The following is a 14775-nucleotide window of genomic DNA, read 5'->3' as shown; positions in this document are numbered from 1 at the left end:
ATGCCAGACAACCATTATCTGTATATCGAGAATCTGAGAAAATCATTCCGAAAGCAGGCGGTGCTTGACGGTGTCACGCTGGAGATACGCAAGGGGGAATCGATCGTGGTAATCGGCCAGTCGGGTACCGGCAAGTCGGTTCTGTTGAAACATCTGGTGCGCCTGATGGAGCCGGACGAAGGGAGCATCTTCTTTGATGGCCGTAATATCGGCGAACTAAAAAGCGATGAGCTCACGGCCATGCGTCGGCGTTTCGGGCTTCTGTTTCAATCGGCGGCGCTGTTCGATTCCATGACCGTGGCGGAGAACGTGGGGCTTGGGTTGGTTGAATCGCGCACCTATCGTTCGGAAGAGATCGACGAGATCGTGATGTCCAAACTCGAAATGGTGGGGCTGTCCGACGCTGCTGAGAAATACCCGGCTGAGTTGTCCGGCGGTATGCGAAAACGGGTCGGGCTGGCGCGGGCTATAGCCGCCGGCCCGGAAGTGCTGCTGTACGACGAGCCGACCACCGGCCTCGACCCGATCACGGCCGATGTTATCAATGACCTGATTCTTGAATTGAACCACAAACTCAACGTTACTTCCGTTGCCGTTACCCATGACATGAGCTCTGCGTTCAAGATCGCCGACCGGATCGTCATGCTGTACCAGGGGAAGATCGCGTTCGACGGTACCCCGGATGATGTCCGCCACGCCACCGACCCGGTCGTGCATCAATTCATAACCGGCAGCGCCGCCGGACCAATCCAGGTGCGCTGATGGTTGATGTCCGCAGGATCAAGACCGCGTATTACTGTTCCCAATGTGGCGCCGAACATACCAAATGGCAGGGCCAATGCAGGGAATGTGCCGCCTGGAACAGCCTGATCGAAGAGCGGGTCCCGGACAAGAAAAAATCCCGCCGGCAAGAATCCCGTGTCGAATCGGTCTCGCTCGCCCATATCTCAAGTGAACGGCTCACCGGCCACGAGTCCGGATTCGAGGAGTTTGACCGCGTCCTGGGCGGGCAGTTGCTTTCTGGTATGACCGTGCTTATCGGCGGCGACCCCGGCATCGGCAAATCGACACTCATCCTGCAGGCAGCCGACGCTTATTCGCGGCAAGGTATTCCGGTGTTGTATATCACCGGCGAGGAATCCCTCTCACAGATCAGGATTCGTGCCAACCGGCTCGGTATTCGAGGAGAAGGGGTCACTGTTGTGACAGCCACGCAACTCGAAGAGATTGTCGAACTGCTGAGCGCCAACGACTACGGCGTGGTTCTGGTCGATTCGATCCAGACAGTCTCCTGCGCGCAGTTCGATTCGCCACCCGGAACAGTGGGTCAGATCCGCGAAGCGGCCGGAACGTTGATCAATCTCGCCAAGGCCAAAGGTTTCGCGCTCTTTTTGGTCGGCCATGTCACCAAAGACGGATTGGTGGCCGGCCCCAAGGTGCTCGAACATATGGTCGATACTGTGCTGTATTTCGAAGGGGATTCGTCACATCTCTACCGGATCCTCCGCGCCAACAAGAACCGGTTCGGCTCAGTGGCCGAAATCGGCCTGTTTCAAATGACATCGCAGGGGCTGACCGAGGTCAGCAATCCGTCATCCTTCTTTCTGTCATCGCACGCCGGCCAACCGCGCACGGGTGCCGTCGTGGCCGGTATCTGCGAAGGGAACCGCCCGCTACTGGTAGAAGTACAAGCGCTGGTGACGCGCGCCAGTTACGGCAATCCGCAACGGGTCGCGGGCGGGATCGATCATCGGAAACTGGCGCTGTTGCTCGCCATTCTGGAAAAACGGTGCGAGTACTCGATGGCTACCCACGATGTGTTTGTCTCGGTCGCCGGCGGTCTGAGATTGTCCGAGCCGGCACTCGATCTGCCAATCTTGATCGCGATTGCGTCTTCTCTTCTCAACAAACCAGTCGACAGCAAACTGATGGCCGTGGGTGAGGTGGGGCTGTCGGGCGAAGTCCGAGGGATCACGATGATTGACCGCCGGGTGGCCGAAGCTGCCAAACTTGGTTTCGAGACTATTCTGCTGCCGGAACCTAACCGGGCGCAGGTCACGACGGGCGGGATTCAAGTATCGGCGGTGTCCGAGATTCAGTCAGCTCTGGATATCGCGCTTGGGTAAGCCGTTTTCATTCAGCCTGCATGGCACCGACCAGTCGGCACGACGCGGCGTGCTCGAAACGCCGCACGGAAACGTGCAGACCCCGGCCTTCATGCCGGTTGGGACCTCCGGTGCGGTAAAGGCTCTGACCGCCGAGGACCTCGAAAGCTGTGGTGCCGAGATAGTCCTTGGCAACACCTACCATCTGTACCTTCGACCCGGCACCGGCGTGATCAAACGACAAGGGGGATTGGCGCAATTCACCGGCTGGAACAAGCCGACACTCACCGACAGCGGCGGTTTCCAGGTGTTCTCACTTAAAGACATTTCGAAAGTCACCGATGACGGCGTGGAGTTTCAATCTCACCTTGATGGCTCGCGTCATTTTTTCACTTCCGAGAAAGTGATTGAGATTCAACACGATATCGGCGCCGATATCATCATGGCGTTCGACCAGTGCGTGCCGTATCCGTGTGACGAAGCCACGGCCGCATTCGGCGTACGACGGACGCACGACTGGGCAAAGCGGGGCCTGAAACGGCATCGGGAACTCAATGACCCAGATATCACTCTCTTCGGTATCGTGCAGGGCTCGACCTATCCCCATCTGCGCACACAATCGGCTGAGCAGATCGTCGGGCTTGATTTCCCCGGCAACGCCATAGGCGGGCTTTCGGTAGGAGAGAGCAAGCAGGAGATGGAATCGGTATTAGCTCATACCATTCAATATTTGCCGTCTCACAAACCTCGATATTTGATGGGAGTAGGGTACCCCGAGGATATCCTCATGGCGGTATCACACGGCATCGACATGTTCGACTGTGTGCTTCCTACCCGGAACGCCAGGACCGGCTGCGTCTTTACATCGGAGGGGCCGCTCGTTTATCGCAATGCCGATTTCACCGATGACAACCGCCCGCTTGACCCGCACTGTGACTGCCGCGTCTGCCGGCGATACAGCCGCGCCTATCTGCGTCATTTGTTCAACCAATCAGAGATAGTGGGGATGGTGCTCAGTTCGTATCATTCGACATATTTTTTCCAGAAGCTGATGCGCGACATTCGCGAAGCTATCGAGCGAGGTCGGTTCGAAGCGTTTCGTCGCGATTTCCTCGCCAGGTATCAGCAGCGGATGTGACGGTCGAAACGGGCAGCGATCAGCGGTTACAATGTTGGCATACATGCGGCGAGCGGTTCAACTGACGTGGGGGACTATCAGACGTGGTAATTCGAGCACACTCGTGCTCCTGATGTCGGCTCAGCTTGTCATTGATATTGGCTTGTTCGCCATTTTCAACACACACGAATCGGTTTCGCAATTTGCCGACTTATGGAGTTTCCTCATAACGTCAGCCATACTGTATCTGGCAGTTTATTCGCTACTGTGGCCCCGAACCGATACCGGGCATGATGTTCGCAAAAGCCTTCGGCTGGCCTCGGTATTCCTGCTGGCATTCTGCCTTCGCGGTGGACTTTTCGCGCTGCTGTCTGACAAGTTTGAGTGGCCTGCCATGGCCGCGCTGCTCCCTGCGGCCCTCGTGTCATCACTGACTATCGGTATAGGGATCGCGCTGATTCGCGGCTCGCTTAGCGACAAATCGAAGAGTCTTAACCGCTTATGGATAGGCAGCACGCTGTCGCTGGTTGCATATCTTTTCCTGGTGCGTCTCGTGTATCTCGGCGTGCCTGAACTCCTTCCCGAGGAGGCGTACTACTGGAACTACAGTCAGCATCCGTCGCCCGGTTATCTCGATCATCCACCCATGGTCGCCTGGCTTATCGGTGTCGGCACAGCGTTATTCGGCAAGAGCGAGTTCGGCGTGCGAATCGGGACTCTGGCGAGTTGGCTGATCGCCGCGTATTTCGGGATGGCGCTTACGCGCGAGCTGTTTGGTCGGCGACCTGCCTTCGCGATGCTGCTTCTGATGTCCACACTTCCATTTTTCTTTGGTACTGGTCTGATAGCCACACCAGATGCGCCGCTCACTGCGTGTTGGGCCGGTGCGCTGTTCTTTCTGGGGCGTGCATTACTTGCCGGCAGGTCATCGTCATGGTTCGGCGCCGGCATTTGTATCGGACTCGGACTCCTGTCAAAGTACACGATCGCGCTCCTTGTCCCGGCTGTCGTTCTGTTTGTCATTACAGAGGGAAAGCGACGCCACTGGCTGACCAAACCTCAACCGTACATGGCGCTTGCCATCGCTGCCGTGCTCTTCGCGCCGGTTATCTACTGGAATGCCACCCACGAGTGGGCGTCGTTCGTATTTCAGACAGGCCGCCGGTTGAGCGAGTCATTCCGCTTCTCGCCACATCTTCTACTCGGTTCGGCTATTGTGCTCTTAAGCCCGGTCGGACTGGTGGCGGCCATGGCGGTATTGGTTAAGCCTGTCATTGTCGAAAACGAGATCCGGAACGAACAACTTGTTCGTTCCCGGCGATTCGTCCTCTGGCTCACAACGGTGCCGCTGGCGGTTTTTCTTCTCTTCAGTTTGACCCACGAACCAAAGCTCAACTGGACCGGACCTCTCTGGCTGGCGTTGCTGCCTGTCATTGCCGTCTCGATGAGCCCGGGTCGCGGCCAAAAGGATCGCAGGCCATTTCTCGTGCGCATGCGCCCATGGTGGCTGCCGACCGCAAATGTGATTGCGGTAATATACGGACTCGCGCTCTATTACCTGGTGCTTGGATTGCCCGGGGTACCATATCCAAAAGGAACACTGGGCGCTGTCGGATGGAAACAACTGGCCGCATCGGTGGATACTGTCCGCGCCGACCTTCTGCACAGATTTGGTGTCGAACCGCTTGCTGTCGGCCTGGATAAATACAGCATGTCAAGCGAGATGGCGTTCTACAGTCGATTCGATGGCCCCGCGCTGACCGGTGGCCAGCATTTGTTCGGCAAGAATGGCTTGTCGTATCGGTACTGGTTCAATGAAAAGGAACAATACGGACGAAATGTCATTATGATAGCCGATGACCCTTGGTTTCTCAGCGAGCCTATAGCAACCAATCGGTTCGATAGTCTGACGGAGATTCGCAGTTTTGAAATAACACACCGGGGACACGTGCTCGGTTCCTATTTCTATCGGACAGGTTATGTCTATGGGCCGTTCAAGAAGGACATTAGACAGAAATGAAGCATCCGAAGCGGCCGACGTCGCCTGAACGTCATATAGCTACCGTCGACCCGGTTCTGGGCCGGGTTATCCGTAAAGTCGGCCCGCCGCAAATCAAACTGAAACGCGGTGCCGTTCATGCGTTGGCGGAGATCATTGTGTATCAGCAATTGTCCGGCAAAGTGGCCAGAGCTATTTTCAAACGAATTCGTGTAGCGGCAGGTGTTAAGCGGCTGAGCGCCGCTTCGCTTGGCAGGCTGACAGACAAACAACTCCGGGCCGCCGGCGTGTCGCCGCAGAAATTGAAATACCTGCGGGACCTTACCGCGAAGGTGCTCGATGGTTCTGTCAAGCTGCACGGATTGGGGCACTTGTCGGATGAGAAGGTGGTCGCCGAATTGACTACGATAAAAGGAATCGGGCGCTGGAGCGCGGAGATGTATCTCATGTTCGTGCTGGGACGGCCCGATGTATTTTCGGCTGGAGACAACGGCATCCAAACAGCTATTCACAAGCTGTATGGAGTGACGCAGGAGGAGGTTGATCTGGAGTCGTTCAGCGAACGATGGCGTCCACACCGTACCGTGGCTTGCTGGTATTTATGGCGCAGCCTGGCCACGGAGTAGTTCACCACTGGCGGATAGTCCACAAGTGGCCTACCGAAACACGGAAACCGCTCAGGCGGGTCGGATCGTCGCTCCGGGCATAACCGGTATCCATGTAACGAGTGTATAGAAATTTTGGTCGGAGTTCCGTGATGGTTATCTCCAGTGAGTACACTCGATGATACCGTAGCCCCATCGTCACACGGTATCCCACCGCGGGAGCGATCTCGATCTTATCGATATCAAATGTCCTCGCCATGCTCGCCGAAGCCGCTTCGTCGGTGATAAGTGAATGCAGTGAATAGACCGCGCCAAGCCCAAGGTATCCGGTCAACCGGTTCGTGCCGCGATAGTACAGGACATCGGCCCCGGCCGTGAACCCGTGCAGATCACCTCTCAGCCGAACATACCTCGAATCGCGCTGGGGATAGACGTTTGCCCGTATATGACTGAACCTGTACTCAACCGTCCCTCGAACTACCACCGGATGGGTGGCCAGCATTTCGTATTTGGCGGTAAGCTCGGGACCGCTCGAACTGATATCTGTAGGGGCTGTAATTCCGGCGGTGAGGTGGAAGCTCATCACCGGCAGTGTGTCCTGCTCCAGTGGGTTGAGAGGCGCAAGCGGCAAACAGAGCCATGATGCCATGACTAAACTGTACACGACTTCTCCATATTCTCCACTAATATAAACGAGTGACCTTCCAATCAGTTAAGAGAAATCGGCGAATAACCGTTGCATACATGCTGCACGAGCCGTGAACCCGTCCGGCTGTGGAGGGCACGAAGGGGCCGGCACTGAAATCATCGGGCCGCATCGCTTCACGCCATCCGCGGGCGTATAGCGCGGTCAAACAGAATAGGATGGTTGTTCTTTCACAACGCCGTGTCGGACAGTAAGATGCAGCGGTATTCGCAATCGCGAAAGGCGTTGACTTCATTCATCTAAGAGGTATATTACCACCTTTTAGTCGGCCAAGGGTGAATTATTTCACAACCGGGCGCCCATTGGTCGACGGTGGTGTGATGGAATTTTGAAGGGAGAACGCGATGTGCGCTGAAGTTCATAAGAACTATATAAACGGACAATGGGTTGCGTCCCGCTCGGGACAGACGTTTGAAAACCGTAACCCCGCCAACATCGATGACGTGGTAGGACTGTTCCAGAAGTCTTCGGTCGAAGATGTCAAAGCGGCCATCGATGCCGCCGCCGAGGCGTACAAAAAATGGCGTCTCGTACCGGCGCCAAAGCGGGGTGAGATCTTGTACCGCGTGGCCGCTCGTTTGACGGCCGCTAAAGAGGCGAACTCCCGTGACATGACTCGCGAAATGGGGAAGATCCTTATCGAGACGCGTGGTGATGTTCAGGAAGCGATCGACATGACCTATTACATGGCGGGCGAAGGACGGCGTCTGTTCGGCATGACGACCCCATCGGAGCTTCCCAACAAATTTAATATGACTGTTCGTCAGCCGCTCGGCGTTTGCGCGTTCATAACGCCGTGGAATTTTCCGATGGCGATCCCGTCGTGGAAGATGATGCCGGCGCTTATCTGCGGCAATACCGTGGTGATTAAGCCGGCCACGGATACACCGATATCGGTCGTGAACCTGTTCAGGGCGCTTGAGGCCGAGGGGGTGCCGGCGGGTGTCGTCAATATGGTGACCGGTTCCGGCGGAGCACTCGGCGATGCGTTGATCAGTGACGATCGGGTAAAAGTCGTGTCATTTACCGGCTCCACAGAGATCGGACGCAAGGTCTCGGTGGCCTGTGCCCCCAAGTTCAAGCACTCCTGTCTCGAGATGGGAGGAAAGAACGTGCAGATAGTTATGGATGACGCCGACCTGTCGCTGGCGCTCGAAGGAGCGCTGTGGGGTGCGTTCGGCACCACCGGTCAGCGCTGCACCGCCACGAGCCGCCTCATATTGCATGAGTCGATCGCCGCCAAATTCACCGATATGCTGGTCGAGCGGGCGCGGAAACTGAAAGTTGGCAACGGTCTCGATGAGTCGGTCAACATGGGACCATGCATCAACGAATCGCAAATGAACACCGTGCTCAGCTATATCGAGATCGGCAAGAAAGATGGTGCCAGGCTCGCTTGCGGCGGCGAACGGCTTACCGGCGGCAATTACAACAAAGGATTCTTCGTCCAGCCAACCATTTTCACCGGTGTCACTCGGACCATGCGCATCTGGAAAGAAGAAATCTTCGGGCCGGTCCTTTCGGTGGGGACCTTCAGAACATTCGATGAGGCGATTGAATTGGCCAACGACACAGTCTACGGTTTGTCGGCGTCGCTGTACACGCGCGATGTCAACAAGGCATACACCGCGATGCGCGATGTCTATACGGGTATTTTTTACGTGAACGCACCAACCATTGGCGCCGAAACGCATCTTCCGTTTGGCGGCACCAAAGAAACCGGCAACGGTCACCGCGAGGCGGCCACCGCGGCGCTGGATGTGTTCAGTGAGTGGAAGTCGGTTTATGTCGATTTCAGCGGGACGATTCAGCGAGCGCAGATCGACAACGCCGAATAAGCATACCACGAAGGAACCGAGAGCGTGCCAAGACAGCAACAGACAATTCCTCAGAGACCGGGATATCACTCCAGGTTTCTGATACTCTATATCTGGTTGTCCTCCTCGATCTGACTGCCCGGCGGAGATCAGGAGAATGGATGGCAACAATCAGTCACACCGAGTTCTGGAGATAGGCATGCTGAGCAAGAAAAGAAAAGTGATAATCATGGGCGCGGCCGGGCGCGATTTCCACAACTTCAACACCCTTTACCGTAATAACGACGCCGTGGAAGTGATGGCGTTTACCGCCACTCAGATCCCCGATATCGAGGGGCGCCGTTATCCGGCTGCGCTGGCCGGCAAGCTCTACCCAAAAGGGATACCGATACACGATGAATCGGAATTGCTGGGTTTGATCGCCAAACATGGCGTCGATGAGGTGATATTCTCGTATTCGGATGTCTCCTACCAATACGTCATGGAGAAAGCGGCACACGTAATGGCGGCCGGGGCGCGTTTTTGCGTCGAGGGAGGCACGCCGACTATGCTCGCGTCTTCCAAGCCGGTCGTTGCGGTTTGTGCAGTGCGCACCGGCTCCGGTAAGTCGCAAACCTCGCGCAAAGTGGCGGAGATTCTTCAGGGCATGGGTAAGCGCGTGGTGGCCATTCGTCACCCCATGCCGTACGGCGACCTGACCAAGCAGGTTTGCCAGCGGTTCGGTTCGCTGGCCGACCTGGACAAACACGATTGCACAATCGAAGAGCGGGAAGAATACGAACCGCACATCGTTCGCGGCATCACCGTTTTCGCCGGTGTCGATTACGAGATCATCCTGCGCGAAGCGGAGAAAGAAGCCGATGTCATCCTGTGGGATGGCGGCAACAACGATATGCCGTTTTATCGCCCCGACATCTACATAACGGTCGTGGACCCGCACCGACCCGGGCACGAGATCAGTTATTATCCGGGTCAGAACAACCTGCTTATGGCCGATGTAATCGTCATCAATAAGATCGATTCGGCCGCACCTGAGAATGTGTCGCTGGTGCGGGCCAATATACATAAGTACAACCCCGACGCGCTCGTGATCGATGCCGCCTCGCCGATCGAGGTCGACAAGCCGGAGCTGATCAAAGGAAAAAGCGTGTTGGTGGTCGAGGATGGTCCAACACTCACGCACGGCGAAATGAAATACGGGGCCGGTGTGGTGGCGGCGCACAAGTTCGGCGCTGCGGAATTGGTTGACCCGCGCCCGTACACGGTGCAGTCGATCACGGAGACCTACAAAAAGTATCCGAACATCGGCACGCTGCTTCCGGCCATGGGTTACGGCGATGCTCAGGTCAGGGATCTGGAGACCACCATCAATCGCACCAAGTGTGATCTGGTGATGATCGCTACGCCGATCGATCTGTCTCGCCTGGTCAAGTTCAACAAGCCGACGGTCCGGGTCTTCTACAGTCTCCAGGAGATCGGTTCTCCCAATCTTACCACGGTACTGTCGGAGAAGTTCGGCGCATCGACGCCTAAGGCCAGGTCGAAGCGTTCGACTCGAAAGGCGGTCCGGGCGTAAGCGGCAGGTTCCCCACAGATGGAGCGTGGAAGCGTACGCGCATATGGTGAAGAACAAGACGGCGGTGATTGCACTCGGCGGCAACGCCATCACCCAGCCCGGCCAGGAGGATACGATTGCCAACCAGTTTGCCAACACACGGGCCTCGCTTGATGGAATTGTCGAGTTGGCACGCGACGGTTTCAACCTGGTGGTCACTCATGGCAATGGACCCCAGGTTGGAAACGCGCTGCTGCGGGTGGAGCTGGCGCGTGGCAAGGCGCCAATCCTGCCGCTGGGCGTGCTGGTGGCGGACACCGAGGGCGGCATGGGGTATATGATAGAACAGTCGTTGCAGAACCGGCTTCAGCAGGAGAAGATTAACCGGCCAGTCATCACGATCATCACCCAAATGCTGGTCGACGAGCATGACCCGGCGGTCAAGAATCCCACCAAGTTCATCGGGCAGTTCTACAATGAAGATGAAGCGCGATTGTTCACGGAAACACGCGACTGGCAGATGAAGAAAGACGCCGATCGTGGCTGGCGACGGGTGGTGCCATCGCCAACGCCGCTCAAAGTTATTGAAGGGGAGACCATCAAGGGACTGGTCGATTCGGGCGTGATCGTCATAGCTGGGGGCGGCGGCGGGATCCCGGTGTACGTTGACCATCGCGGTCTGCTCGAGGGAATGGATGCCGTTATCGACAAGGATCTCGGCTCTGCCGTCATCGGGCGTGAGATCGGCGCCAACATTCTTTCCATACTGACGTCGGTCGACAAGGTGGCCATCAACTACGGGAAGCCAAATCAGCAGGCGCTTGATGCCTGTACCGCTGGTGAGATCAAGCAGTATTATGGCGACGGTCATTTCCCGGCCGGTTCGATGGGTCCCAAGATACTTGCCGCGGTCAAGTTCCTTGAGAACGGCGGCGAAATGGTGACAATCTCCTCATTCAAGGATGCTCGTAAAGCGGTGTATGGCGAGGCGGGCACGAGGATACTGGCCGGGTGATCATGTGCACGATGTCGGAGGAGCCGGTCCGCGCGATTCTCAAACGGGGCCGCATATTCGAGGTTGGAGGCGCCGTGCGCGACCGTTACCTGAGTCATGGACAGGTGGTCAAGGACCGGGACTATCTCGTCACCGGTGTCACGTATGACGAACTGACCTCCATTCTGAGAGACTATGGACGGGTCGACCTCGTAGGGCGGAGCTTTGGTGTTATCAAATTCACTCAGCAGCGCAAGGGAAAGACGCACACGTTCGACATCTCGCTCCCCCGCAAAGAACATTCCACCGGACCTGGACACACTGACTTTGCGGTCGACTTTGACCCGGCGATCCCGGTCGAGCAGGACCTGTTGCGGCGCGATTTCACCATCAACGCCATGGCGCTGGCACTCGACAATGACGAACTGATCGACCCCCTGCAAGGGCTCGCCGATCTTAAGAATCGCCGGCTGCGAATGACGTCGCCAGATTCGTTCCCCGAGGACCCCCTGCGGATGCTCCGGGCGATCCAGTTCGCAGCCCGGTTCCAGTTCGATATCGAGCCGGCCACGTTCCAAGCCCTGCAACAGCATGCTGCGTTTATCGCCAGCGTGTCGGCTGAGAGAATATCCGAAGAACTGACCAAGCTCCTCGTACATGCGGAGAGGCCATCGGATGGCTTTCGCGTGATGCATACAAGCACGCTTCTTGGTCACATCTTGCCGGAACTGGAAGCCTGTGTGGAGGTGACCCAGCCGGGACCGTACCACAAGTACGACGTATTCGAGCATACGATCCGTACGGTCGATGCTTGTCCGCAGTCACTGCGACTGCGGCTGGCCGCGCTGTTTCACGACATTCGCAAGCCGCAGGCACGCCGTCTCACCGAGACCGGCGCGACTTTCTACGGACACGAAATCACCGGCGCACGTGCGGCTGTGACCGCCATGAATCGCCTCCGCTATCCCAGGGAACTTGCCCAGCAGGTAGCCACGCTTGTCGAGCGCCACATGTACACGACCCCCGTGACGGAGAAGGGGCTGCGGCGACTCATACGTCGTGTCGGCGTAGACCTTATTTTCGAGCTGCTTGACCTGCGCCGGGCCGACGTTGTCGCCCAGGGGATGGGTGGTAGTACTGTCGACGTTGATGAACTCGAAGCTGCCATCCGTGAAGAACTGTCGCATAAACCGCCGCTCGGCGTGGGGGATCTGGCACTCGATGGCCGCGATATTATGGCGCTGCTTGGGGTTGATCCCGGTCCGGTGGTGGGGCAAGTCCTGGATTACTTGCTGGAAAAAGTGCTCGATCAGCCACAGGATAACACGCGCGAGCAACTTGAAACATACGCCAAAGAATATCATCAAACTCTCACATCAGGCCGCCTCCCGGATGGCGGCAAGGATATAGATGCATGAAGGTTCACGAATATCAGGCCAAGCAGATCTTCGCTGAGGCCGGTATCCCGGTCCCGCCGGGAGAAGTTGCCACCACTGCGGCGGATGCGTTTGCGATCGCTGAAAAGATCAACAAACCGGTGATGGTGAAGGCGCAAGTGCATGTCGGTGGCCGCGGCAAAGCCGGCGGCGTCAAATATGCGGAAAACGCCGAAGCAGCCCGTGTACTGGCGCAGACCATTATCGGTATGGATATCAAAGGGCTCACCGTCAAGAAAGTGCTGGTGACGATTGCTGAGGACATATTGTCAGAGGCGTATGTTGGCATCATTCTGGATCGGGTTACCAAACGTCCCGTGATCATGGTGTCTGCGGCCGGAGGTATTGATATCGAAGAGGTTGCGGCCAAAACTCCGCAGAAGATCTACAAGCTGTTTGTTGATCCGGCAGTCGGACTGCGTGCCTTTGAAGCGCGCAACCTGGCCTACAAACTCTATCGTGATATCAACCAGGTGCGTCAGGCGGCGGATATCATCATGAAACTGTACGGCCTGTTCTGGAAATGTGATGCCTCCCTTATCGAGATCAACCCGCTGGTGACCACCCAAAACGGATCGGTGATCGCGCTGGACGCCAAGCTGAACATCGACGACAACGCTCTCTATCGCCAACCGGCGATCGCCACCATGCGTGATCTGGACGCCGAAAATCCTGCCGAAGTAAAAGCGCGCGAGGCGGACTTGTCGTTCGTCAAACTTGACGGCAATATCGGATGCATCGTCAACGGTGCCGGGCTCGCGATGGCGACGATGGACCTCGTGAAGCGCTATGGTGGCGAACCGGCCAATTTTCTGGATATCGGCGGTTCATCCAATCCGCAGAAGGTGGTTACCGCCATGCAGATCATCCTGTCCGACCAGAATGTCCGCGCCATTCTTATCAATATTTTCGGCGGGATCACTCGGTGCGATGATGTCGCCACCGGCATTGTCACCGCATTCGCCGAATTCAAGCCGACCGTTCCGGTGGTGGTGCGACTGACCGGAACGAACGAAAAGGAGGGGCAGCGGATCCTTGCCTCGATCAAACTGCCGACGGCTGAGACGCTCGATGAAGGGGTCAAGAAGGCAATTTCTCTGGCCGGTGAAGTGTGACTGGTGTAGAAGGAACGATACTGATATGGCAATATTCATAGACAAAAAGACAAAGCTGGTCGTACAGGGGATCACCGGACGTGATGGGTCATTTCATGCGGACCAGATGAGAAAATACGGCACCGACGTGGTCGCCGGCGTGACTCCCGGCAAAGGGGGCACCAAAGTCAACGGCATTCCGGTGTTCAACACGATGGAAGAAGCGGTCAAAGCGACCGGCGCGAACACGTCGGTCGTTTACGTGCCGCCGTCGTTCGCTGTCGATGCGATATACGAGGCAGTCGATGCTGGTATCAAGTTGGTGGTCTGTATAACCGAGGGAGTCCCGGCAAATGACATGATGAAGGTCGTGCCATACGTAAAGGCGCACGGCGCACGGCTGATTGGCCCCAACTGCCCCGGACTGATATCGCCGGAACTGTCCAAGGTTGGCATTCTGCCCGGTTCAATCGTCAAAAAAGGGTATGTCGGTGTCGTCTCCCGTTCCGGTACGCTCACGTACGAAGCGATCTGGGCGCTTACGCTGGAAGGGATGGGTCAGACGACGTGTATCGGCATCGGCGGCGACCAGGTGATCGGCACCAACTTCATCGATTGCCTCGAAGCATTCCAAGCCGACCCGCTGACCAAGGCTATCGTGATGATAGGCGAGATCGGTGGCTCCGACGAAGAGATGGCAGCCGAATTCATCAAAAAGCATGTGACCAAACCGGTGGTGTCGTTTATAGCCGGCCAGACTGCCCCGCCCGGCAAACGGATGGGACACGCCGGTGCCATCATTGCCGGCGGCTCCGGTACCGCTAAGGAGAAGATAGAAGCCCTGAACAAAGTGGGCGTGCCGGTGGCCGGTTCGCCGCTCGAAATTCCGCAACTCCTTGGTGACCTCATGAAGAAAAAGCCGTCGAAGGGTGCGCCGAAGAAGCCGGCCGCAAAAAAGCCCGCGACAAAAGGGAAGGCGACCAAGGTTAAGAGTTCGTCGGGAAAGTCGGCCGGCAAACGTAAGTAGTTGTAGATGCGGTCAAAAATGTTTTTGGAGAAATAGATCGAGGTGACTCATGTCTGACTCCGGTCAGGTTGCGGGGTCCGGTGCCAAACCGGCCCCCAAGAGCAAGTATGATTATTCCAAAGGGCCAGCCCCTTTGAATATCAATCTCACGTGGTGTAAAGCGTGCAATATCTGTATCGCGCTTTGCCCCACGCAGGTGTTTGAGCCGGACCGCGACGGCAAACCGGTCCTGGCGCGTGCGAATGACTGCATTCAGTGCGCCATCTGCTGGCAGCATTGCCCGGATTTTGCCATAACCTCAAACTACAAGTGAGCGCGAG

The 14775-nt window shown here is 56.9% G+C and carries 13 protein-coding genes; 12 read left to right on the top strand and 1 reads right to left on the bottom strand.

Annotated features, from left to right (window positions below):
* Genes AB1644_10395 through AB1644_10375 form a run of 5 tightly spaced genes read left to right on the top strand, consistent with a single transcriptional unit; the run spans nucleotide 1 to nucleotide 5847 of the window.
* Entirely contained in the window at nucleotides 1-762 is a 762-nt protein-coding gene (locus tag AB1644_10395) for an ABC transporter ATP-binding protein (GenBank protein MEW6051456.1), read from the top strand.
* On the top strand, nucleotides 762-2126 hold the full coding sequence (gene radA, locus AB1644_10390) for a DNA repair protein RadA (protein MEW6051455.1): 1365 nt from the start codon (nucleotides 762-764) through the stop codon (nucleotides 2124-2126). The genes AB1644_10395 and radA overlap by 1 nt, the downstream gene beginning before the upstream one ends.
* Nucleotides 2119-3243: a tRNA guanosine(34) transglycosylase Tgt gene (gene tgt, locus AB1644_10385; GenBank protein ID MEW6051454.1), complete on the top strand. Its 1125-nt coding sequence runs from the start codon at nucleotides 2119-2121 to the stop codon at nucleotides 3241-3243. Before radA ends, tgt begins: the two co-directional genes overlap by 8 nt.
* A gap of 43 nt (nucleotides 3244-3286) precedes the next feature.
* Nucleotides 3287-5242: a glycosyltransferase family 39 protein gene (locus tag AB1644_10380; GenBank protein MEW6051453.1), complete on the top strand. Its 1956-nt coding sequence runs from the start codon at nucleotides 3287-3289 to the stop codon at nucleotides 5240-5242.
* Nucleotides 5239-5847, top strand: a complete 609-nt coding sequence (locus AB1644_10375) for a DNA-3-methyladenine glycosylase 2 family protein (protein MEW6051452.1) — start codon at nucleotides 5239-5241, stop codon at nucleotides 5845-5847. Before AB1644_10380 ends, AB1644_10375 begins: the two co-directional genes overlap by 4 nt.
* 1 nt (nucleotide 5848) lies before the next feature.
* Here AB1644_10375 and AB1644_10370 read toward each other — a convergent pair whose 3' ends face one another.
* Nucleotides 5849-6490 carry a hypothetical protein gene (locus tag AB1644_10370; protein ID MEW6051451.1) on the bottom strand — a complete coding sequence of 214 codons (642 nt, stop codon included), beginning with the start codon at nucleotides 6488-6490 and terminating at the stop codon, nucleotides 5849-5851.
* A 386-nt stretch (nucleotides 6491-6876) separates the two neighbouring features.
* On the opposite strand from AB1644_10370, the gene AB1644_10365 reads away from it, so the two are divergent.
* The 7 genes from AB1644_10365 (at nucleotide 6877) to AB1644_10335 (ending at nucleotide 14768) form a co-directional block, all read left to right on the top strand.
* Complete coding sequence (locus tag AB1644_10365; protein MEW6051450.1) at nucleotides 6877-8370, top strand: aldehyde dehydrogenase family protein; 1494 nt, start codon at nucleotides 6877-6879, stop codon at nucleotides 8368-8370.
* 178 nt (nucleotides 8371-8548) lie between these two features.
* A complete protein-coding gene (locus AB1644_10360; GenBank protein ID MEW6051449.1) occupies nucleotides 8549-9925 on the top strand; it encodes a cyclic 2,3-diphosphoglycerate synthase in 1377 nt (458 codons plus the stop codon).
* 43 nt (nucleotides 9926-9968) lie between these two features.
* Nucleotides 9969-10919 carry a carbamate kinase gene (arcC, locus tag AB1644_10355; GenBank protein MEW6051448.1) on the top strand — a complete coding sequence of 317 codons (951 nt, stop codon included), beginning with the start codon at nucleotides 9969-9971 and terminating at the stop codon, nucleotides 10917-10919.
* Between the two features lie 2 nt (nucleotides 10920-10921).
* On the top strand, nucleotides 10922-12316 hold the full coding sequence (locus AB1644_10350) for an HD domain-containing protein (protein ID MEW6051447.1): 1395 nt from the start codon (nucleotides 10922-10924) through the stop codon (nucleotides 12314-12316).
* On the top strand, nucleotides 12313-13449 hold the full coding sequence (sucC, locus tag AB1644_10345; protein MEW6051446.1) for an ADP-forming succinate--CoA ligase subunit beta: 1137 nt from the start codon (nucleotides 12313-12315) through the stop codon (nucleotides 13447-13449). The genes AB1644_10350 and sucC overlap by 4 nt, the downstream gene beginning before the upstream one ends.
* A 25-nt stretch (nucleotides 13450-13474) precedes the next feature.
* Nucleotides 13475-14455, top strand: coding sequence for a succinate--CoA ligase subunit alpha (gene sucD / locus AB1644_10340; GenBank protein ID MEW6051445.1), 981 nt, complete (start codon nucleotides 13475-13477; stop codon nucleotides 14453-14455).
* A 49-nt stretch (nucleotides 14456-14504) separates the two neighbouring features.
* Nucleotides 14505-14768, top strand: coding sequence for a 4Fe-4S dicluster domain-containing protein (locus AB1644_10335; GenBank protein MEW6051444.1), 264 nt, complete (start codon nucleotides 14505-14507; stop codon nucleotides 14766-14768).
* Nucleotides 14769-14775: the final 7 nt, after the last annotated feature.

This window comes from Candidatus Zixiibacteriota bacterium, assembly GCA_040753875.1.
GTDB lineage: Bacteria > Zixibacteria > MSB-5A5 > GN15 > FEB-12 > DATKJY01.
This window is presented reverse-complemented; position numbering and strand designations above follow the sequence as displayed.